The sequence below is a fragment of the Novosphingobium tardum genome (genome assembly GCF_042652045.1).
Classification (GTDB): domain Bacteria; phylum Pseudomonadota; class Alphaproteobacteria; order Sphingomonadales; family Sphingomonadaceae; genus Novosphingobium; species Novosphingobium tardum.
Genome location: NZ_JBHSDR010000003.1, coordinates 167,028 through 188,707, shown reverse-complemented (window position 1 = coordinate 188,707; position 21,680 = coordinate 167,028). Strand labels below are relative to the sequence as shown.

19 protein-coding genes are annotated in these 21,680 nt (G+C 66.3%); 14 read left to right on the top strand and 5 right to left on the bottom strand.

The window, feature by feature from the left end:
* The first annotated feature begins 112 nt into the window (after positions 1 to 112).
* Both ACFO0A_RS01045 and ACFO0A_RS01040 read left to right on the top strand, forming a co-directional pair.
* Complete coding sequence (locus ACFO0A_RS01045; protein WP_379537126.1) at positions 113 to 1,822, top strand: class I adenylate-forming enzyme family protein; 1,710 nt, start codon at positions 113 to 115, stop codon at positions 1,820 to 1,822.
* Entirely contained in the window at positions 1,819 to 4,566 is a 2,748-nt protein-coding gene (locus tag ACFO0A_RS01040; RefSeq protein WP_379537125.1) for a [protein-PII] uridylyltransferase, read from the top strand. The genes ACFO0A_RS01045 and ACFO0A_RS01040 overlap by 4 nt, the downstream gene beginning before the upstream one ends.
* Here ACFO0A_RS01040 and gltX read toward each other — a convergent pair.
* The 3 genes from gltX to ACFO0A_RS01025 are packed head-to-tail and all read right to left on the bottom strand — an operon-like array spanning position 4,563 to position 7,776.
* Complete coding sequence (gene gltX / locus ACFO0A_RS01035) at positions 4,563 to 5,903, bottom strand: glutamate--tRNA ligase (RefSeq protein WP_379537124.1); 1,341 nt, start codon at positions 5,901 to 5,903, stop codon at positions 4,563 to 4,565. The genes ACFO0A_RS01040 and gltX overlap by 4 nt on opposite strands.
* Positions 5,900 to 6,109 (bottom strand): hypothetical protein, encoded by a 210-nt coding sequence (locus ACFO0A_RS01030; RefSeq protein ID WP_379537123.1) that lies wholly within the window; start codon positions 6,107 to 6,109, stop codon positions 5,900 to 5,902. Before ACFO0A_RS01030 ends, gltX begins: the two co-directional genes overlap by 4 nt.
* Entirely contained in the window at positions 6,109 to 7,776 is a 1,668-nt protein-coding gene (locus ACFO0A_RS01025; protein WP_379537122.1) for an NAD+ synthase, read from the bottom strand. Before ACFO0A_RS01025 ends, ACFO0A_RS01030 begins: the two co-directional genes overlap by 1 nt.
* 79 nt (positions 7,777 to 7,855) lie before the next feature.
* Here ACFO0A_RS01025 and ACFO0A_RS01020 point away from each other — a divergent pair, with 79 nt between their 5' ends.
* Entirely contained in the window at positions 7,856 to 8,989 is a 1,134-nt protein-coding gene (locus ACFO0A_RS01020; protein ID WP_379537121.1) for a serine hydrolase domain-containing protein, read from the top strand.
* 91 nt (positions 8,990 to 9,080) lie between these two features.
* Positions 9,081 to 10,016 carry a ribose-phosphate pyrophosphokinase gene (locus tag ACFO0A_RS01015; RefSeq protein ID WP_379537120.1) on the top strand — a complete coding sequence of 312 codons (936 nt, stop codon included), beginning with the start codon at positions 9,081 to 9,083 and terminating at the stop codon, positions 10,014 to 10,016.
* On the opposite strand, the gene ACFO0A_RS01010 is transcribed toward ACFO0A_RS01015, so the two are convergent.
* Both ACFO0A_RS01010 and ACFO0A_RS01005 read right to left on the bottom strand, forming a co-directional pair.
* Positions 9,997 to 10,962: a helix-turn-helix domain-containing protein gene (locus ACFO0A_RS01010; protein ID WP_379537119.1), complete on the bottom strand. Its 966-nt coding sequence runs from the start codon at positions 10,960 to 10,962 to the stop codon at positions 9,997 to 9,999. The two genes, ACFO0A_RS01015 and ACFO0A_RS01010, sit on opposite strands and share 20 nt — an antisense overlap.
* Before the next feature lie 96 nt (positions 10,963 to 11,058).
* Positions 11,059 to 12,021 (bottom strand): helix-turn-helix domain-containing protein, encoded by a 963-nt coding sequence (locus tag ACFO0A_RS01005; protein ID WP_379537118.1) that lies wholly within the window; start codon positions 12,019 to 12,021, stop codon positions 11,059 to 11,061.
* Positions 12,022 to 12,175: 154 nt separating this feature from the next.
* Between ACFO0A_RS01005 and hisN the strand changes: the two genes are divergently transcribed.
* From hisN to ACFO0A_RS00955, 10 genes are all read left to right on the top strand, one after another.
* Positions 12,176 to 12,958 (top strand): histidinol-phosphatase, encoded by a 783-nt coding sequence (gene hisN, locus ACFO0A_RS01000; RefSeq protein ID WP_379537117.1) that lies wholly within the window; start codon positions 12,176 to 12,178, stop codon positions 12,956 to 12,958.
* Positions 12,959 to 12,966: 8 nt separating this feature from the next.
* The gene (locus tag ACFO0A_RS00995) at positions 12,967 to 13,422 is read left to right on the top strand and encodes a gamma-glutamylcyclotransferase family protein (protein WP_379537116.1); all 456 of its coding nucleotides are present in this window, start codon (positions 12,967 to 12,969) and stop codon (positions 13,420 to 13,422) included.
* Positions 13,423 to 13,555: 133 nt separating this feature from the next.
* The gene (rpmI, locus tag ACFO0A_RS00990; RefSeq protein WP_379537115.1) at positions 13,556 to 13,759 is read left to right on the top strand and encodes a 50S ribosomal protein L35; all 204 of its coding nucleotides are present in this window, start codon (positions 13,556 to 13,558) and stop codon (positions 13,757 to 13,759) included.
* A 13-nt stretch (positions 13,760 to 13,772) separates the two neighbouring features.
* Entirely contained in the window at positions 13,773 to 14,132 is a 360-nt protein-coding gene (rplT, locus tag ACFO0A_RS00985; RefSeq protein WP_379537114.1) for a 50S ribosomal protein L20, read from the top strand.
* A gap of 139 nt (positions 14,133 to 14,271) precedes the next feature.
* The gene (locus ACFO0A_RS00980) at positions 14,272 to 15,204 is read left to right on the top strand and encodes an AraC family transcriptional regulator (protein WP_379537113.1); all 933 of its coding nucleotides are present in this window, start codon (positions 14,272 to 14,274) and stop codon (positions 15,202 to 15,204) included.
* A gap of 88 nt (positions 15,205 to 15,292) precedes the next feature.
* Entirely contained in the window at positions 15,293 to 16,183 is an 891-nt protein-coding gene (locus ACFO0A_RS00975; protein ID WP_379537112.1) for a helix-turn-helix domain-containing protein, read from the top strand.
* A gap of 77 nt (positions 16,184 to 16,260) precedes the next feature.
* Complete coding sequence (pheS, locus tag ACFO0A_RS00970) at positions 16,261 to 17,397, top strand: phenylalanine--tRNA ligase subunit alpha (protein ID WP_379537111.1); 1,137 nt, start codon at positions 16,261 to 16,263, stop codon at positions 17,395 to 17,397.
* On the top strand, positions 17,394 to 19,802 hold the full coding sequence (pheT, locus tag ACFO0A_RS00965) for a phenylalanine--tRNA ligase subunit beta (protein ID WP_379537110.1): 2,409 nt from the start codon (positions 17,394 to 17,396) through the stop codon (positions 19,800 to 19,802). The genes pheS and pheT overlap by 4 nt, the downstream gene beginning before the upstream one ends.
* On the top strand, positions 19,795 to 20,775 hold the full coding sequence (locus ACFO0A_RS00960; RefSeq protein ID WP_379537109.1) for a hypothetical protein: 981 nt from the start codon (positions 19,795 to 19,797) through the stop codon (positions 20,773 to 20,775). The genes pheT and ACFO0A_RS00960 overlap by 8 nt, the downstream gene beginning before the upstream one ends.
* Positions 20,772 to 21,653 (top strand): aldose 1-epimerase family protein, encoded by an 882-nt coding sequence (locus tag ACFO0A_RS00955; RefSeq protein WP_379537108.1) that lies wholly within the window; start codon positions 20,772 to 20,774, stop codon positions 21,651 to 21,653. The genes ACFO0A_RS00960 and ACFO0A_RS00955 overlap by 4 nt, the downstream gene beginning before the upstream one ends.
* Positions 21,654 to 21,680 lie beyond the last annotated feature (27 nt).

Here is a 21,680-nt window from a genome sequence, read left to right as displayed (position 1 = left end):
CGCGCCCTCAAGGGCGGGTTCCGCGCAGCGGCGGGCTTTAGGCAAGGCCGCAGTTGCAAGCAAATTCAAAAAGGAGCGCGGGGCCGGGATGCAGGAAGGATTATACTGAACGATGCCCAGCCAGCTCGATCTAGACCTCGAACGCGCCTTCGCGTCACATGCCGTCCCCGGGGGGCTGCTCGAGACCAAGCCCTTTCCCGTCCCGCGGTTCGGCGTCGACATGCCGCTGCTCGTTCACGGGCCGCCGTCGCTGGCCCACTATTTCCAGCACTTCTGCGCCGAGCAGGGCGACAAGACCTTCCTCGTCGACGGTGATCTGCGACTTTCCTTTGCCGAGACATTCGCCGCTGCGCGCGTCGCAGCGGGCGGTCTCGTGGCCGGGCACGGCCTGCGCAAGGGCGAGTTCGTGGGCATCGCCGCGCGCAATTCGGTGAGCTGGGTGGTCGCCTACATGGCGGTTCTGATGGCCGGTGGCTGTGTCGCGCTACTCAACGGCTGGTGGCAGGGCGGCGAGCTTGTCGAAGGCATCCGCCTGGGGCCCTGTCGGCTGGTCATCGCCGACGAAAGCCGCGCGCGCCGGATCGAAGGACTGGACCACGGTGCCGAAATCCTCCTGATCCGCCATGACTGCCCCCCGCTCGAAGGTCTAGCCACGCTCACTGCGCGCGGCGGCGGGGCAGACACGCCGCTGCCCGACCTCACCGGCGACGACCGGGCCACGATGCTGTTCACCTCCGGCTCCACCGGCCAGTCGAAAGGCGCCTGGTCGGATCACCGCGGCGTCGTGCAGGCAACGATGAACTATCTCGCGCAGTCGATCGCGATCCTGGGCCTGATGGCCGAGCGTGGCGAACTGCCGACCGAGCAGCCGACCGCGCTTGTCAACGTGCCCCTGTTCCATGTCACCGGCGAAGTGCCGCTGCTTCTCCAGAGCTTCGCCCAAGGGCGCAAGCTGGTGCTCATGGCCAAGTGGGACGCGGTCGAGGCAATGCGCCTGATCGAGCGTGAGCGGTGCACCTACTTCGTCGGCGTTCCGCTGATGAGCTACGAGATCGCAACCCATCCCGACCGCGACAAATACGACCTTTCAAGCTGTGTGACCTTTGCCGCGGGCGGGGCGCCCCGTCCGGTGGAGCACGTGAAGCGGATCCGCGACGCGTTGCCCCAGGGTTTCCCGATCATCGGCTACGGCCTGACCGAAACCAACGGCGTGGGCTGCGGCAACTTCAACGAAAACTACCTCGCCAAACCGACCAGCACGGGCCGCGCCTCGCCCCCGCTCGTCGACCTTGCGATCATGGACGACGATGGCAACGTCCTCCCGCAAGGGTCGATGGGGGAAATCTGCATCCGCTCGATCTGCAATTTCATCGGTTACTGGAACAACGACGCCGCCACGGCCGAAGCTTTCTTCGCCAACGGATATTTTCGTTCGGGAGATCTCGGCTACCTCGACGAGGACGGCTACCTGTTCATCGTCGATCGCAAGAAGGACATCATTATTCGCGGCGGCGAGAACATCAGCTGCATCGAGGTGGAAGGGGCTATCTACGCCAACCCCGCGGTGGCCGAGGCATCGGTGTTCGGTCTGCCCGATCCCCGTTACGGCGAGGTTCCGGCCGCGGTCTATCTCGTGAAGGATGGCGAGACGCTCGCGCCCGACCAATTGCGGGACTTCCTCGCCAGCCGGATTGCGCCGTTCAAGATGCCCGTCCGCTTCTGGCAGGTTCGTGACGCGCTGCCCCGGCTGGGAACGGAAAAGGTCGATAAGCGGTCGCTGCGCGAAAAATACACTGCCGAATGGCAGCGGGAACACGCATGAGCCTCCCGCGCCTAGTCAACCAGCGGGCGATCGTGGATCGCCGCGTACTTGGCGAGGCGATAGCCGGCGAAGTCGCACAATCGGGGGACAAGGCGCGGGTCGCGGTGGTCGAGCTGCTGCGCGGCGCGCTCGCCGCGGGGCGCGACGAGCTTGCCCGGCGGCTTTTGGCCAAGCCTTCGGCCGGGAACGAGTGCGCCGCCGGCCAGGCGTTCCTCGTCGACCAGCTCGTGCGCGTGATCCATGACCACGTGGTGACCGATGTCTATCCCAGCGCCAATCGAAGTGCCGGCGAACGGCTCGCGATCATGGCGGTCGGCGGCTACGGGCGCGGAGAGATGGCGCCGCATTCCGATGTCGATATCGCCTTCCTGACTCCGTCGAAGCAGACTGCCTGGTGCGAGCAGGTGATCGAAGCCATGCTCTATTTCCTTTGGGATCTCGGGCTGAAGGTCGGTCATTCCAGCCGCTCGCTCGACGATCTGGTGCGGATGGCGCGCGGCGACCTCACCATCCGCACCGCGATGCTCGAAGGGCGCTATGTATGGGGGGATCGCGAGTTATACGACGAGGGTGCGCGGCGGTTCCTTGTCGAGGTCGTCGCGGGGACCGAGCGCGAGTTCGTCGCCGACAAGCTCGAAGAGCGGAACCAGCGACACAAGCGGCAGGGCGACAGTCGCTACGTTGTCGAACCCAACGTCAAGGAAGGCAAGGGCGGGCTGCGTGACCTGCACACGCTCTACTGGATCGGCAAGTACGTCTACAAGGTACGCTCGACTGCCGAGCTGGTCCGGGTCGGGCTGCTGACCTCGGCCGAATATCGCGCGTTCAACCGTGCAGAGAACTTCTTCTGGGCCGTCCGCTGCCACCTTCACATGATCACGGGGCGGGCCGAGGATCGGCTGACCTTTGACCTCCAGCGCGAGGTGGCGGCGCGGATGCAGTTCTCCGAGCGGCCGGGCAAGAGCGCGGTCGAGCGGTTCATGCAGTACTTTTTCTTGAACGCGAAGCGCGTCGGCAGCCTGACCGGCGTGTTCCTCGCGCAGCTCGACGAGCAATTCGCCAAGCGCAACCGCGGGTTCCTCTCGGGCTTTCGCCTGCGTGGGCGCAAGATCGGCGCCTTCACCGTCGTCAACGGCAAGCTCGATGTCCCGACCGACGAGTTTTTCGCCGAAGATCCGGTACGCCTGATCGAGCTGTTCCTGCGCGCGAACCAGGAAGGCCTGGAAATCCATCCGCACGCGATGCGGCTGGCGGCGCGCGACGCGGTGCTGATCGACACCCCCGTGCGGCGCGACAAGCGCGCGAACGCGATGTTCCTCGACCTTCTTTCGAGCCGCAAGAATCCTGAAACCGCCCTGCGGTGGCTGAACGAAGCGGGGGTGTTCGGCCGCTTTGTCCCCGACTTCGGCCGCGTGGTCGCCCAGATGCAGTTCGACATGTATCATCACTACACCGTCGACGAGCATTCCATCCGGGCCATCGGGCTGCTCTCGCGGATCGAGAATGGTGACCTTGCAAGCGAGCATCCGCTGGCAAGCGAGGCGATCCACAAGGTAGCGTCGCGCCGGGTTCTTTACGTCGCGGTCCTGCTCCACGATATCGCCAAGGGACGGCGCGGCGACCATTCGGTGCTGGGGGCCGAAGTCGCGCTCAAGCTGTGCCCGCGTTTCGGACTGACCCCGGTCGAAACCGAACTCGTGGCCTGGCTGGTCCGGCAGCACTTGCTGATGAGCGCTACCGCCTTCAAGCGTGACCTTGCCGACTGGAAAACCATTTCCGATTTCGTAGCCGAGGTGCAGTCGATCGAACGGCTGCGGCAACTGCTGGCCCTGACGATCGTGGATATCCGGGCGGTCGGGCCGGGGATCTGGAACAGCTGGAAGCGGCAGCTCCTGGGAGACCTTTATTCATCCGCAGAGGAACTGCTGCGGCTGGGCCACAAGGCCCATGGCCGCGCCGAACGTGTCGCAGCCAAGAAACGCGCGGTGGGGCAGCTGCTGGCCGAGCGCGACAATCTCGTCGGCACCGTCGGGCGCCAAATGGGCGACGCCTATTGGGTGGCGGAGCCGGAGGACATCATCGCGCTCAATCTCATCCAGATGGACCGCGCGGTCGACCGTCCGCTGACCGTCGAGGCAGTATACTACGCGGCGCGCGGGGCGACCCTGGTGACCGTCCTCGCGGCGGACCATCCGGGCCTGTTCTATCGCATCGCCGGCGGTATCCACCTGGCTGGGGGAAACATCATCGACGCGCGCATCCACACCGCGCGAAACGGCCTGGCGGTCGACAACTTCCTTGTCCAGGACCCGCTGGGCCGCCCGCTCAATGAAGACAGCCAGATCGAGCGCCTGAAGAACGCGATCGCCGATGCGCTGGCCAACCGGGTCAAGCTCGTTCCCCAGCTTGCGGCCCGCCCCCTGCCTCGTGCCCGCGCCGACGCCTTCGACGTGAACCCGATGGTCGTTTTCGACAACAAGGCCTCGAATCGCTTCACGGTGATCGAGATCAGCGCCCGCGACCGGCCTGCGCTGCTCAACCGCCTTGCCCGTGCGCTGTTCGAAGGGCGCCTGATCGTGCATTCGGCGCACGTTACGAATTACGGCGAGCGGGCGGTCGACAACTTCTACGTCACCGATCTCCTCGGCAGCAAAATCGAGAATGCGGCCCGGCTGAAAACACTGGAAAAGCGCTTGCTGGAAGCGGCGCAGGAAACAAGCGTTCCGGCCGGCCTTGCCGCCTAAGCTCTCGCCGCGGCGCGCAATCGTGCGGCCGCTTCGGTCTGGCCGATCAGCGGGAGCAGCGCAGCCATGTCGGGGCCATGGTCACGACCGGTCAGCGCCTGACGCAGCGGCAGGAAGAGCGCCTTGCCCTTGCGGCCGGTCGCGTTCTTCAGGTTTGCGGTCAGCGCGTGCCAGGGATCGTCTTGCCATTCGGCGTCCGAGAGGGTGTTGGCGGCTAGAGCCAGGAACCCGGCGGTCTCCTCGTCCGTCGCGGGCGGAGCCACCGGTCCGGTTATCACGCCCCACCACTCGGCCGCCTCGTCGAGGTGGGCCAGGTTTCCGCGGATCGCATCCCAGGCCTGCGCGGTCATTCCCGCCGGCAACTTGTTCGCGACGCGCTCGAACGACAGGCGATGGACGATCGCGGCGTTGATGCGATGAAGCTCCGCCTCGTCGAACCGCGCAGGCGCGCGACCGAAATGGCTAAGGTCGAAGCCTGCGGCCAGGGATTCGACCTCAAGCGAAGGGTCGACGGGATCCGACGTACCGAGGCGGGCGAGCAGGGCAACGAGAGCCTCGGGCTCGATCCCCGCTTCGCGCAGCGCCGCCACGCCCAAGGCGCCGAGCCTTTTCGAAAGCTTGCCTTCGCTTCCGACGAGCAGCGCCTCGTGCGCGAAACGCGGACGCTGCGCGCCGATGGCGTCGAACATCTGCAATTGCGCCGCCGTATTTGAAACGTGGTCCTCACCGCGGAGCACATCGGTGATGCCCATGTCCGCATCGTCGATGGCGCTGGGCAGAAGGTAAAGCCACGAACCGTCGCCGCGCCGGACGACCGGATCGGAAAGCTGCCGCGGATCGAAATGCTGGGCACCGCGAATTCCGTCGTCCCACTCGATCGGGGCGTCGCGATCCAGCAGGAAGCGCCAGTGCGGCCGCTCGCCGGCCGCCGCGCGCGCATCGTGGTCGCTCTGGGTCAGGGCAAGCGCGGCCCGGTCGTAGATCGGCGGCAATCCTCGGCCGAGGAGGACCTTGCGCTTGAGGTCCAGCTCCTGTGCGGACTCGTAGCAGCGGTAGACCCGCCCCTGTGCCGCCAGCCGCTCAAACGCCGCTTCGTAAAGCGCGAATCGCGCGGACTGGCGATATTCTGCGTCCGGAACGATCCCGAGCCAGGCAAGGTCGTCGCGGATGCCCTGAACGAAGGCCTCTTCGCTGCGGGCGTTGTCGGTATCGTCGATGCGCAGGATGAACCGACCGCCGTCGCGGCGCGCGAGCAGCCAGTTGTGCAGGGCGGCGCGGATGTTGCCGACATGCAGAACCCCGGTGGGCGAGGGCGCGAAGCGGGTGATCGTGGTCATCGCGCCGAATCCTTCCGCTTCTGCTGGACGCGGTGCGAACGCCAGCGAAGTTCCATTCCCAGCAGCGAGGTGATCATCCCGCCGATGAGGCAGGCCAGGAGTACCGGATCTTTCGTCGCGCTCTTCCACGCCACGACCCCGAGCAGGCACACGCTGACCATCGAGGTCAGGTAGCCCGCGGCCTTCAACCGCGATGTCAGGCGCATCAACCGGTCCTGAAACCGTGCGTGATCGGATAGCGCCGGTCGCGGCCGAAGTTGCGCATGCCAAGCTTCACGCCCGGAGGGGCCTGGCGGCGCTTGTATTCGGCCAGGTGCAGCAGGCGCTCGATCCGTTTCACCGTTTCGCGATCGAAGCCTTCACCCGATAGCTGGTCGACGCTCTTCTCGTTCTCGACCAGTCCGAGGAGGATCGCGTCGAGAATTTCGTAGGGCGGCAGCGAATCCGAATCCTTCTGGTCGGGGCGAAGCTCGGCGCTGGGCGGCTTGGTGATGATGCCGTCGGGCATCACCGGTCCATCCGGTCCGAGGCCGATCTTGGGGCGGTGCATGTTGCGCCAGCGGGAAATCGCGAACACGGTCTGCTTGTAGGCATCCTTGAGCGGGTTGTAGCCGCCCGCCATGTCACCGTAGATCGTCGCGTAGCCGACGCTCATCTCGCTCTTGTTGCCGGTCGTCAGGAGCATCGGGCCGAACTTGTTCGACAGCGCCATCAACGTCACCCCGCGGATGCGCGACTGCAGGTTCTCCTCGGTGATGTCGACCGCCTTGTCGGCGAAGTTTTCGGCCAGCATCGCATCGAACCCGGCGACGGCGGGCTGGATAGGAATGGTGTCGTAGCGGCAGCCGATCATTCGGGCGCACTCGGTTGCGTCGTCGAGGCTCGCCTGGCTGGTAAAGCGGCTGGGCAGCATCACGCACCATACCCGTTCCGGGCCAAGAGCATCGGCCGCGATTGCCGCGCAGATCGCGCTGTCGATACCTCCGGACAGGCCAAGAACGACGCCGGGAAAGCCGTTGCGGTTGACGTAGTCCCGTACTGCCAGGGTCATCGCGCAGTAGATGTCCTCGGGATGAGCGGCCAGTTCGTGGACCTCCGCGGGCTGGCAGCGCCAACGGGTTCCGGCGCCGCTCCCGGTGCGGGTCCACAGCGTCGGAACGACTGCCTCTTCCCAGTCGGGAAGCTGCGCCCACAGCGCCCCTTCGCTGCCGACGACGAAGCTCGCGCCATCGAAGACAACCTCGTCCTGCCCGCCCACGCGGTTGACGTAGATGAGCGGCACGCCGGTATCGATGGCGCGTCGCTTGGCGACACCGTCGATCCGCAGTTCGTCCTTGTCGATCTCGTAGGGGCTGCCGTTGGGGGAGATGAAGATCTCGGCCCCCATTTCGGCCAGGTGCCGACAGACCTCGGGATGCCAGATGTCCTCGCAGATCGGCAGACCCAGCATCGCCCCGCGGAACATGACGGGTTCAGGCAGCGGGCCGGGGAGGAAATAGCGCTTTTCGTCGAACGTGCCGTAGTTGGGCAGTTCGTGCTTGAAACGAACGGCGGTCACCTTGCCGCCGTCGCACAGGGCGACGCCGTTGTGCAGGGCGCCGTCGCGCACGAACACGCTGCCCACCAGCATCGCCGGGCCGCCGTCGCCGGTCGCCTGCGCCAGCCGCTCCAGCTCACCGGCCGCGCGCTCGATCAGCGCGGGCTTCTGGACAAGATCCTCGGGCGGGTAGCCGACAAGCTGCATCTCGGGAAAGACGACGAGGTCGGACCCTTGCGCCTTCGCACGCGTCTCCAGCATGGCCTTCGCATTGGCCCCGAGGTCGCCGACGCTCTGGTTGAGCTGGGCGAGGGTGATGGTGAGTTGATCGGACATGTCCCGTCTCTAGGAGCGAACGCCCGGCCAGCGCAATCACCGCTTTCGCAGCAGCCGCGCCGCCGCTAGCCTGCGCGACATGTACGACGATCACGCGCTCGAACTGAGCATCGCCGCTGCCGGCCTTCCCGGTGCCGTAGCCCTCCTGACGAGCAGCGACGGCACGTCCTATCACCGCGCCTTCGGCATGGCCGACGCCACTACCGGGCGACCGATGCACGAGGATACGGTGTTCCAGATCGCCTCGATGACCAAGGCAGTGGTTTCGGTCGGGGCGATGCAGCTTGTCGAGCAGGGGCGTCTGGCGCTGGACGCCCCGATCGGCGAGGCGTTGCCCGAACTCGCCGAAGTTCAAGTGCTCGATGGGTTCGATGCTTCCGAGTCCCCGGTGCTGCGGTCGCCCGCGCGACCGGTTACCTTGCGCCACCTCCTGACGCACACTGCCGGGCTGGGCTACTTCTTCATCCAGCCCGAAGTCCTTCGCTATTATTCGGCGACCGCGATGCCAGCGCCCGGCTCGCTCGATTCCATTCGTATGCCCCTGCTTTTCGACCCGGGGGAGAAGTGGGAATATAGCGTCGCGACCGATTGGGTAGGTCAGGCGATCGAAGCGGTCACCGGCCAGCGGTTGGGCGATTACCTCGCGGAAACCGTCCTCGGGCCGCTGGAGATGAAGGACACCGCATTCCGAAGCGCGCTGCCCGACGATGCCGCGCGGGTCCACATCCGGACGCCGCAGGGCGGGCTGGCGGTCAACCCGATGTATCTGGGTGGCGGTGAATTCGACATGGGCGGCGGCGGTCTGACCTCGACTGCGCCGGACTACGGCAGGTTCGTGCAGATGATCCTGCGCGGCGGCGAGCTCGCTGGAAACCGCGTGCTTCGTTCCGAGACCGTCGCCGAGATGACCCGCAACCAGATCGGATCGCTGCGCGCGGGCGCCATGGGCACGAGCATGCCCGATCTCGCGCAGCCGTTCGACCCCTTCCCCGACCAGCACAGCGGGTGGGGGCTGGGTTTTCTCATCAATCCCGAACCCGGACCGGCGGGACGCTCGCCCGGCAGCCTCTCGTGGGCGGGTATCTTCAACAGCTATTACTGGATCGATCCGCATAAGGACGTCGCGGGCGTCTTCATGGCCCAGCTTGCACCGTTCGGAGATCCCGGCGCGCTGGAAGCCTATGCGGCGCTGGAGCGCATGGCCTACGCGTGAGCGGGGATTGCGGCGGGCGCGGCGGTTGCCAATGCGCGGCGGCGGTGGTTAAGGGCGGCAAGAACCTCGGCTGGGCAGGGAATCGTAGCGCATGAAAATCATGGCCGGCAACAGCAACCTGCCCCTGGCTCGCGCTATCGCCGGCTATCTCGAGCTGCCGCTGACCGACGCGAGCGTGCGCCGGTTCGCCGACGAGGAAGTCTTCGTCGAAATCCACGAGAACGTACGCGGCGAAGATGTGTTCGTCCTTCAGTCGACGAGCTTTCCCGCCAACGACAACCTGATGGAACTGCTGATCTGCATCGATGCGCTGCGCCGCGCATCTGCCCGGCGGATCACCGCGGTGGTGCCCTACTTCGGCTATGCGCGGCAGGATCGGAAACCCGGTCCGCGCACGCCGATCTCGGCCAAGCTGGTCGCCAACCTGATTACGGAGGCGGGGGCCGACCGGGTCTTGTCGGTCGATCTTCACGCGGGGCAGATTCAGGGCTTCTTCGATATCCCGACCGACAATCTCTATGGCGCGCCGGTGATGGCGACCGATATCCACACGCGCTACGCCGGGCTCGACCTCATGGTCGTCTCGCCAGACGTGGGCGGCGTGGTGCGCGCCCGCGCGCTGGCCAAGCGGCTCGACAATGCCCCGCTCGCCATCGTCGACAAGCGCCGGGACCGGCCAGGTCAATCCGAGGTGATGAACATCATCGGCGAGGTGAAGGGCCGGATGTGCATCCTGATCGACGACATCATCGATTCCGGTGGCACCCTTTGCAACGCCGCGCAGGCATTGATGGACGCGGGCGCTTCGGGAGTGTCGGCCTATATCAGCCACGGCGTGCTTTCAGGGGGTGCCGTCGCAAGGGTCGAGGCTTCGGCGCTTAAGGAACTGGTGATCACTGATTCCATCCTCCCGACCGATGCGGCCACCGATGCGAAGAAGATCCGCATCCTGTCGATCGCGCCACTGATCGGCGAGGCCATTCGCCGCATCGCGGACGAAAGCTCGGTCAGCTCTCTGTTCGACTGAGGTCGCGTTCCCACGGACGCACTGCTCCAGGAACGAGCCGGCCCAATTCCTCGAGACGCCGCGCCTGGCGCGCTTCCAACCCAAGGGTCAGGATCGGCTGCGGTTCCTGCACGAACTGGGTGGGCGTCTGGCCGAGGAAATGAACGAATTCGCGGATGAGATGGCTCTGGTCGTAGTAGCGCAGCGCCAGTTCCTCCGCCTCGGCGTTGTCGGCGACTCCGCGCAGGTGACTCGCCATGTCGAGCGCGCGGGCGCGCATCAGCACCTGCTTGGGCGGCAGACCGAAATCGCGGCGGACGATCCTTCCAACACGCCCGGGATCGATTCCCTCGGCCCGTGCGAACTCGCCCACCGCTATTCCGGGATCGGCGAAGGCGGCGCGGTCGAACCGGGCCGAGACTGGATCCGGCAGCGCCCCGCCGCTCGCCGCAACGATCTTGCGCAGCGCGGTCTCCATCGCCGTCAGCCAGTCTTCGGGTGAACCATCGGGATCGATCGCCCCGGCAAGGGCCGCTCCCCCCGGTCCCATCGAATCGAGCGGCGCAAGCCGGTCGAGCCAGTCGGGCACCCGTGGACCTCCCAGCGCGTGGCAGGTGCCTGGACGAAGGCCAAAGCCGGCCATCGCGAAGGGTCCCCTGACGGTCACTGGAAGGCGGCGCGACTGGGGGCCGAAGAACAAGGCTGCGCGGCCGAAGCGAAGATCGCCGTCCGCGGTCCGCGTAGCCCAGTCTCCCCTCACCAGAAACCGCACGAAGGCTGTGTCGTTGAGGATGCCGCAATCGATGATGTGATCGGCGGGCGTGTCGACGATCGTCACGAACAGGCGCGAGATCCAGGGCGCGAGATCCGCCGGCGGAGCGCGGCTTAGCGAAAGTGGCTGGCCGTCGCGCGTTGCCCCACTGACCGGCGCGACCCCGGGGTCCTTGGCTGGCGTGGTCTTCGGCACGGATGCTTCACCTGGGCTGCAAAGTCATTGCGGGGAAAGGGCTTTCCCCGGGGAAGGGGAATTGCCCTTAAGGGGTTGAAGGATCAATCCGCAAGATCATTCCCAAGGGCGGGCTTGCCCCGGACCCAGGCGTTGAAGTTCCTCCAGCCTGCGCGCCTGACGCGTTTCGAGGCTGAGCCGAAGGAGTGGCTTCGGCGACCGCAGGAGCTTGCCCGGGGTCATTCCGAAGAAGTGAAGGAATTCGCGGGTCAGGTGGGCCTGGTCGAAATAGCGCAGCGCGATCTCTTCGGCCTCCTCGTCGTCGGCCACTCCCAGCAGCTGCGCTGCCATGTCGAGCGCACGGGCGCGGCGCAGGACCTGTTTGGGCGACATGCCGAAGTCGCGGGCGACGATCCGCTCGAGACGTCGCACCTCGATTCCGTGCTTGCGCGCGAAGTCCCCCACGGCAATCGACGGGTCGTCGAACGCGGCCTGATCGAACAGCGCGGTGACCGGATCGGGTTCGCGTCCGTTTGTACGGTCGACCAGCTCGCGCATGCGCTGCTCGATCGCCAGGAGCCAGTCGGTCGGCTCCGCTTCGGGATCGAACAGCGCCATGATCGGCTCGCTGGCTCCGCCGATCTCCTCGAAGGTCAGAATGCGGTCCAGTGTCTCGGACATCGCCGGGCCGCCCAGCGCGGCGCAGGTTCCCGGCCGCAGCGCGATCCCGACGGTCGAGAAGCTGCCGCGAACCTCGACCGGCATGTGGGTGGACTGCGGCCCGAAGAACAGCGGCTGGGACCCATAGTGCTTGACGCCCTCCTTGGTCCGCGCGGTCCACGAACCGGACAGGAGGACTCGAGCGACCGAGGTGTCGGCAAGCAGACTGCAATCAACGCTGTAGTCAGGAGGCGCGGACACCTTCGTCGCGTAGGTGCGAGCCAACCACGGGGCGAGGTCGGGTGCAGGAGCGCGGTTGAGCGCGAGCGGCTCGCCGCTACGGGTGGTGCCGGTCAACGAGACGAGCGAAGGAGTGATGAGAGGCACGGAAGGCTGGTCGCTGCCCGCTTCTGTCTCCATGCTTGCCCCTGTAGCCCTGTCTGTCGGAACCCAAGGTTCCCGCGGGAACATTGAGCCGAACCATCGCCCTAGCAGTGCAAATCCGGGCGCGATAGGGCCAGCTTTGCCGGGGCCGCGCTTGACCCCGCCAGGTGTGTGCGCAAAGCCAGCGGCCATGAAGATCGACGACGATATTGCCATCGCGCTGAGGCTGGCCGACGCCGCCCGGGCCGCGATCGTGCCGCACTTCCGCACCGGGCTGGCAAGCGAGCGCAAGGACGACGCGACGCCGGTAACGCTGGCCGACCGGGCTGCCGAAGAAGCGATGCGCAGGATCCTCGCGGCCGAAGCCGCGCGCGACGGTATCATCGGCGAGGAATTCGGATCGCGCGAAGGGTCCAGCGGACGGACCTGGGTGCTCGACCCGATCGACGGGACTGCCGGGTTTCTCGCGGGGAGGCCCTTGTTCGGGACGCTCATCGCGCTGGTGGTCGAGGGCTGGCCGGTGCTCGGCGTAATCGACCAGCCGATCATGCAGGAACGCTGGATCGGCGCTGCGGGCAGGGCGACCACGCTCAACGGCCGTGAAGTTCGTACCCGCGCCTGCCCCGGCCTGTCGCACGCCACGCTGGCAACGACCGGACCGCATTATTTCGACGACCACGACGGCGAGCATTTCATGGCCCTTGCCGCGCGGACCGATCATCGGCGGATGGTGATGGGCGGCGACTGCTACAACTACGCCATGCTGGCGACGGGGCAGGTCGACGTCGTCTGCGAGGCCGGTCTCAAGCTGCATGACTTCGCCGCGCTCGTCCCCGTCGTGGAAGGCGCAGGGGGCACTATGTGCGACTGGACCGGCGAGCCGCTTCATGCCGGCTCCGACGGCCATGTCCTGGCGCTCGGCGATCCGGCGCGGCTCGAGGATGTGGTCGAGGCACTGGCCTGCGGGCACTGAGCGCGGAAGTGCGCGGCTTCTTCTTCTACGGCACCCTGACCCACGAGGCCACGCACCCGGTGGCGCGCGCGATTCATGCGTTGCTGGGGCCGGGGCAGGCGGCGCGGACCGGCGGAACGCTCTACGCGATACCGCATGGCGGCGGCTGGTATCCTGCACTCGTGCCGGGCGATGGGCGGATCTCGGGTTACTACTATCCCGTCGTTCGCCCGATCGATGCGAGCGACCTTCCCCGGATGGACGCTTACGAGGCGTTCGATCCCGCCGACGAGGCGGCGAGCGAATATCTGCGGCGGTCGGTTGTCGTGACGCTGCCTGACGGGGCAACGGTTGACGCCGATGCATACCTCTACGCGCGCGCCCTTCCGCCAGGCAGCCGCGTCATTCCGGACGGCGATTTTCGCGCCTTCCTTCGCGACAACGGGCTGAGCGCGTTCGATCCGGGGCCGTCCGGCGCGCGCTGAAGCGTCGGTCACGCTTGCCTTTTGGCGCGTGCTCGATTAGGCGCGCGCACTTCATCGACACGGATTCGAAGATTCGCCTGGCTATCTAGGGCTGCCAGGGCGGATCGGACGCGTCGCACCAGAGGAGACGAAAATGCCCAAGCTCAAGACGAAGAGCGGCGTAAAGAAGCGCTTCAAGCTCACCGCCACCGGCAAGATCAAGCACGGTGCGGTCGGCAAGCGCCACCGGCTGATCAGCCACAACGCCAAGTACATCCGCCAGCACCGCGGCACCGACGTGATTTCCGATGCGGACGCAAAGGTGATCAAAAAGTGGGCGCCCTACGGGCTGAACTGAGGAGTACTGACACATGGCTCGTATCAAACGCGGCGTCACCACGCACGCCAAGCACAAGCGGATCCTCGATCAGGCCAAGGGCTATCGGGGCCGCCGCAAGAACACCATCCGCGTCGCCCGCCAGGCGGTCGAGAAGGCCGGGCAATATGCCTACCGCGACCGCAAGGTTAAGAAGCGCTCGTTCCGCGCGCTCTGGATCCAGCGCATCAACGCTGCCGTCCGCGCCGAGGGACTGAGCTATTCGCAGTTCATCCATGGCGCGAAGCTGGCCGGCATCACGCTGGACCGGAAGATCATGGCCGACCTCGCGATGAACGAGGAAGGCGTGTTCGCCAGCGTGATCGCGCAGGCCAAGAAGGCCTTGCCGGCCTGATTGGCGCACTGATCGTATCGCAAGGGGCGCCGGAGTAACTTCCGGCGCCCTTTTCGTATCCGCTGGCTTTGCTCCCTGCGGCAAGACAGGCTAGACGTCGGGTTCGGGCGGTTTCTTCGCCCGGAAACAGGGCCGTTACATGGATCGCGCGGATCACGATCTGACGATGACCGATCGGACTCCATGCCATGTGGAGGTTCGGTTCTGCCAGCCTTCGCCCACTTTGCGCCGCTATTTCACGACCTTCTATCACACCCGGATCACGATCACGGATGGGGGAAGGGTGGTCGATCATCTGCACCCTGAATGGGCCAACCTGCGAATACTAAAGGGTGATCGCCCCGACGCGCGCCTGGCCGACGGCGAAGTCGTGAGCGGCCTGGATGTGGTCGCGACGGGACCTACGAGTTCCTCCCTCGGTTTTGCGATCGGCACGACCCGGATGTGGGGGATCGGCCTGCTGCCCCTGGGCTGGGCGCGCTTCGCCGCGGGCCCGGCGAGCGTATTGGCGGACTGCGTGGTCGATGGCCGGACGCACCCAGCGTTCGCGGACTTTCGACCGCTGATCGACACGCTCTTCGACGGTCAGGACGATGAGGCGGCCGAGCTTTCGCGGATCGAGGAGCATTTCCTGGCAAGGGATGAAGGTCCGCTGCCGGGCGAAGCGAGAATCGTCGCGGCGCACGAGGCGTTGCTCGATCCGAGTACCGACGACGTTGGTGACTTCGCTTCACGCGCCGGGCTTACCCAGCGGTCGTTGGAGCGGCTTTGCCTGCGCGTTTTCGGGTTCGCTCCGCACACTCTGCTGCGGCGACAGCGGTTCATGCGCAGCCTTGCGAAATTCATGCTCGATCCGTCGCTCAAATGGATCGGGGCGATCGACAGCCATTATCACGATCAGGCGCAGTTCGTGCGCGACTTTCATCAATTCATGGGCACCAGCCCTCGCAGTTATGCAGCAGCGCCGCATCCGATCCTGGGAGCGATCATGCGCCAGCGTGCGATCGATGCCGGTGCGGCGGTGCAGGCGCTCCATCCGCCGACCGGCGCGGACGGAATCTCCGCCGGTTGAGGGCATCCCCGAAAAGTGGCAGGGTGCCGCGCGTCCGGCGTTTGCCTCGCACTCACCAGCGCGAAAGAATTCCGGCGGCGGGGCACTCATGACGGCAAGCAGCAGCATCTCCGTTCAATTCTTCCGGCCTTCGCCCGCGCTGCAACCGTATCTGACCGCCTTCTACCTGACCGAGATCGAAACGCCCGCGGGAACGCTGGTCGACGACTATCTCCACCCGGAATGGGCGGCGCTGCGCTTTACCGAGGGCCAGCCCCCCGTGGCCAGCGTGGGTCCCGGTCAGCTGGAGCGCAAGTGGCCTTTCGTGGCCAATGGTCCAACCAGCCGCGCAATTCACTTCGGGGTTGAGAAGTCCCGGATTTGGGGCGTGGGCCTGCAGCCGCGCGGATGGTCGAAGTTTGCGCTCGCGCCGGCCGACAGCCTTGCCAACGTCACGGTCGACGGCGCAACGCACCCCGCATTTGCCAATTTCGCCGCTCTGGCGGGGTGCCTGTTCGATGGGCAGGGAGACGCCGCCGCCGAGGCGCGCAGGATCGACGACCACCTGCTTTCGCTGGTTCACCTTTCGGTTGCGCACGAAGAGCAGATCGCGGCAATTCACCAAGCGTTGCTGGATCCCGAGACCGCCACCGTGGGGCACCTGACCGCGCGGGTCGGGCTACCCGCCCATTCGCTCGAGCGGATCAGCCGGCGCTATTTCGGGTTCGCGCCAAAACTGCTGCTGCGGCGCCAGCGCTTCCTGCGCAGCCTGGCGCACTTCATGCTCGATCCCTCGCTGAACTGGATCGGCGCGCTGGACAGCCAATATCACGATCAGGCGCAGTTCGTACGCGACTTCCGCGAATTCATGGGCCTGACGCCGCGCCAGTACGCAGCGCTGCCGCATCCGATCCTCAAGCCGATCATGCGCCAGCGGATGGCGGATGCGGGCGCGGTCGAGCCTACCGACCTGCCGACCATCGCCCGCTACGCCAAATGACTTGGCGAGGTTTTGGACTTGGGCTGCGCCTGACGCGCGACTAAGGACCGCGCAACGCAATCTTTCCGACGGAACTCATGGCCGATCTCGAACTCATGGGCGCCGAAGCGCAAACGCGCATCGCTGCCGCTCCCGACCTTGCCGCGCTCGAAGCGCTGCGGGTCCACTTCCTTGGCAAGCAGGGAACGATCTCGGGTCTGTTGAAGACCCTAGGCGCCATGACCGCCGAGCAGCGCCAGGTCGACGGACCGCGCATCCATGCCTTGCGCGAGGCGGTGACCGGCGCGTTGGCCGAGCGCAAGGCGGCGATGGAGCAGGCGGCGCTCGAGGCCCAGCTCGCCAGCGAGACAATCGACCTTTCACTTCCGGCGCCGGAAGCGCAGCGGGGCGCGGTCCACCCTGTCAGCCAGGTGATGGACGAACTTGCTGAGATTTTTGCCGACCTGGGGTTCTCCGTTGCGACCGGTCCGGAGATCGAAGACGATTGGCACAACTTCACCGCGCTCAATATGCCCGAAAGCCATCCTGCGCGCGCGATGCACGACACGTTCTATTTTCCCAACCAGCTCGCCGTCGCCGGCGACGACGGCAGCCCCCGGCGGATGTTGCTGCGCACGCATACCTCGCCCGTCCAGGTGCGGACGATGATGAGCCAGGGCGCTCCGCTGCGGATCATCGCGCCCGGGCGCGTCTACCGTTCCGACAGCGACGCGACGCATACGCCGATGTTCCACCAGGTCGAAGGCCTCGTCATCGACCGCGACATTCACCTGGGTCATCTCAAGTGGACGCTCGAGACGTTCCTCAAGGCATTCTTCGAGCGGGACGACATCGTCCTGCGTCTGCGCCCCTCCTACTTCCCCTTCACCGAGCCATCGATCGAAGTCGACGTGGGCTTCGCCCTCGAAGGCACGCGGCGGGTGCTGGGCGGTGACGGGGATGCGCCGGGCCACGGCTGGATGGAATTGCTGGGCTCCGGAATGGTCAATCGCAACGTCATTTCCGCCTGCGGGCTCGATCCCGAGGAATGGCAGGGTTTTGCCTTCGGCGTGGGCGTCGACCGTCTCGCCATGCTCAAGTACGGGATGGACGATTTGCGCGCCTTCTTCGACGGCGACCTGCGCTGGCTTCGGCACTACGGCTTCTCCGCGTTCGACGTTCCGACCCTGTCGGGCGGAGTAGGGACGCCGGCTTCGGCGGGGGCGCGGGCATGAAGTTTTCGCTTTCCTGGTTGAAGGACCACCTCGATACCGATGCCGACGTCGCGACGATCGCGGCGCGTCTCAATGCGATCGGACTCGAAGTCGAAGGGATCGACAATCCAGCCGAACGGCTGGAGGGATTCACCGTCGCGCGGGTGCTCACTGCCGCGCCCCACCCTCAGGCCGACAAGCTCCAGATCCTGACCGTCGATCGCGGGGACGGCGTGCCCTTGCAGGTCGTCTGCGGCGCTCCGAACGCGCGGGCGGGCCTCGTCGGCGTTCTTGGAAGTCCGGGAGCCGTGGTGCCGGCAAACGGCATGGAACTGAAGAAAGCTGCCATTCGCGGCATCGAATCGAACGGAATGATGTGTTCGGTTCGTGAACTCGAACTTGGCGACGAGCACGACGGCATCATCGAGCTTTCGGCGGATGCGCCCGTTGGCCTGCCGTTCGCCGCATTCGCGGGGCTCGACGATCCGGTCTTAGACGTGGCGGTCACGCCCAACCGCCCGGATGCAATGGGCGTTTACGGAATCGCGCGCGATCTCGCCGCGGCGGGCTTGGGCACATTGCGCCCGGTCGAGACGGAACCGGTTGCCGGAAGTTTCCCCTGCCCGGTTGAGATCCGCACCGACGATCCGGAAGGTTGCCCCGCCTTCTTCGGGCGGGTGATCCGCAATGTCCGCAACGGACCGTCGCCGGCATGGATGCAGGCGCGCCTCAAGAGCGCGGGCCAGCGCCCAATCTCCGCGCTGGTCGACATCACCAACTACGTGATGCTGGCCTATGGCCGTCCGAGCCATGCCTATGACCTTGCGCAGCTCAAGGGTGGGGTTTTCGCGCGCCGGGCCACGGATGGCGAGGGCGTGACCGCGCTCAACGGCAAGGCCTATGTCCTCGACAGTTCGATGACGGTGATCGCCGACGATGCCGGCGTGCACGATATCGCCGGGATCATGGGCGGCGAGCATTCGGGCTGCTCCGACGCGACTACCGATGTCCTTCTCGAGGTAGCCTATTTCGATCCGGAGCGAATCAGCCGAACCGGACAGGCGCTGGCGCTGGCATCCGACGCGCGCAGCCGGTTCGAGCGAGGGGTCGATCCCGATTTCCTCGACCCGGGCATCAATCTCATCACGCGCCTGATCACCGAAGTGTGCGGAGGCGAGGTTTCCGAAGTTCTGCGCGCCGGAGCACCGCCGGCGGCCTCACATGTCGTCGGCTATGATCCGGCGCTGTGCGGCCGATTGGGCGGGATCGATGTGCCGCACGAGGAACAGAAGCGCATTCTGGATGCGCTCGGCTTCACCGTCGTCGCGACCGCTGCTGAAAACGGCGAACGCTGGCTGGTCACCGCGCCGGGCTGGCGCCGGGATATCGATGGCGCGCCGGACATCGTCGAGGAAGTGGTCCGCATCCATGGCCTTGAGCACGTTCCCTCGACCGCGCTCCTGCGCGCGCCCGGGGTTGCGCGGCCTACCGCCACCCCGGCGCAGGCGCGGGAGCGCCGGGTCCGCCGTGCGGCGGCGGCGCGCGGGCTGGTCGAAGCGATTACATGGTCGTTCCTCCCCGAAGGCGAGGCCGCGGCGTTCGGTGGCGGGGTGTGGTCGTTGGCCAACCCGCTCAGCGAAGACCTGAAGGTCATGCGTCCGTCGCTGCTGCCGGGACTGCTTGCCGCGACCCGCCGCAACCAGGCGCGGGGGATGGATTCGGTGCGGCTGTTCGAAATCGGCCGCCGCTATCTCGTCGCGGATGACGGCACGAGCGCCGAGCGTGAGACGCTGGCTCTGATCCTCGCGGGCGACCGCAATCCCAGGGGTTGGGCAAGCGGAAAGGCGGTGCCATTCGACGCGTTCGACGCAAAGGCCGAAACGCTCGCGCTTCTTGCGGAAGCCGGTGCTCCGGTCGAGAGTCTTCAGGTGTCGGGCGAGGCGGGAGAGCAGTTTCATCCGGGACAGTCGGCCACGCTCCGGCTCGGCCCCAAGACTGTGCTGGCTAGGTTCGGGCTGCTGCATCCGGCGACCCTCCGCGCCTTCGATGTGGCCGGCCCGGTCGTCGCCGCGGAGATTTTCCTGGATGCCATACCAGCGCGCAAGGGTGTCGCCGGCTTTGCGCGCACATCATATGCGCCGCCGGCGCTCCAGCCGGTCGCGCGCGACTTTGCCTTTCTGGTGCCCGCGACGCTTCCTGCTGCCGACCTGCTGCGCACCGTGCGCGGGGCGGAAAAGGCCAATATCGTCTCGGCCAGAGTGTTCGACGATTTCCGGGGTGCGGGCGTTCCGGACGGGTTCAAGTCACTGGCGATCGAGGTCATCCTCCAGCCCGGCGAAACGAGCTATACCGAAGCGGACCTCAAGGCGATCGCGGACCGGATCGTGAGCGCGGCGGCTAAGGCCGGGGCAAGCCTACGTGCCTAGACCGCTGTGGTCGGTCGCCGCTGCGGCGGCGCTGGCCTGCGGTGCGGCTTCGGGGTTTGCCGCACCGACGAATGCACGCTGCGAAATGGCGGCGTCCGATCGTGCCTGGCTTCTCGGCGCGCTGGCGAACTGGCGCTCTGCGGAGACGGAACTCTTGCGACTGGACTCCCGACCCATGCCCACGGTCGTCGCCGTGGATTCGCGTTGCGCCTACAAGTTGCCTCGCGGAGATATCTCCAGCGCAGTCTCGGTCGAACACGGCGCGACGGTGCCGATGCCGGACGGCAGGCAGGTCGCGATGGGTCCTATCTCATTCGCATCGCCCGCCGATCCGCCCTATTTCGCGATGAGCCTGCCGTCGGTCTGGCGCGCGGCAGGGGTGACCAGCACGCTGGGGCTCGAGCGCCTGATGGACGGGGTTCTGCTTCACGAAATGTCGCACACCCGGCAGAGCGCGCTGGCGACTATGGCGCTCGATCCGATCGCACGTGCGAACGACCTCGGCGCCGATCTCAACGACGATATCGTCCAGCAGACATTCGGCAAGGATCCCGCGTATGCGGCGGCATATGCGATCGAGCGGGACCGTCTGTTCGCCGCTGCCGCCGCCCGAGATCCCAGGCAGGCACGGCGCCTCGCGGGCGAAGCGCTGCGGATGATGCGCGAGCGCCGTGCGCGCTGGTTCATTGGCCGTCGCGCATATCTCGGCGATCTGGACGATGTCTTCCTGACGATGGAGGGCCTCGGCCAGTGGCTTGCCTATGCCTGGTACGTTTCGCCCCGCGGTGGGTCGATTGCGACATCGCGGGCCTTGGCGGGCGTGCGGCGTGCGGGAGACCAGTGGAGCCAGGACGAGGGTCTCGCTCTCTTCCTCGTGATCGACAGGCTTCTGCCCGATTGGCAACGGCGCGCCTTCCGCGAGCCTGACTGGCGCGCCAGCCGGCTGCTCGCGAGCGCGGTGGGCGAGCAATGACCGATTTCGTCACGATCCGATCTGACGGGCTCACCGCCCAGCTCAATCCGATCGGTGCCGAGTTGTGGTCGCTGCGTGACCAGCGCGGCGATGAGTGGATGACCGACGCCGATCCCGCATACTGGACCGGCCACGCGCCCTTGCTGTTTCCCATCGTCGGAGCACTCAATGGCGGCGTTTATCGGACCGGAGGCGAACGCTACGCGATGCCGAAGCACGGTTTTGCCCGGACCAGTACGTTCGAGGTCGTGCGGGCCGAACCGGGACGCGCGACCTTTCGCCTGGCGGACGATGCCCGGATACGCGAGGTCTATCCCTTCGCGTTTGTACTCGACGTCGACTATGCGCTTGCGGGAATGGTGCTGACCGTGACGGCGACGGTCGCCAATCCCGGTTCGGTAGCACTGCCGTTCAGTTTCGGCTTTCATCCCGCCTTCGCCTGGCCCCTGCCCGGAGGCGCCGCCAAGGATGCGCACAGGGTCACTTTCGAACGCCCCGAACCCCATCCTATAAGCCGGTTGGACCCGGCTTCCGGCCTGCTGCTTCCCGAAGGCGAATATTCACCCGTCGAGGGCGATACGCTCTTTCCCGAAGCCCCGCTGTTCGAAGCTGACGCGTTGATCTGGGATCGGCTTAACAGCCGCGCCGTGCGCTTTGGCGCGCCAGGGGGCGGGGCAGTGGAATTTGCCTTTCCCGACATGCCCACGCTGGGCATCTGGCAGAAGCCGGGCGCAGCTTATCTGTGTATCGAACCGTGGCAGGGGATCGCGGACCCTGTCGGTTTTGCCGGCGACATATCCGCCAAGCCTGGGATCGTGCTACTCTCGCCGGGCGCTGAACGATCCTTCCGCCTCGACATCGCAATACGACCAGTCTGAAAGAAATTGGGCGGTTTGAAACGAAGC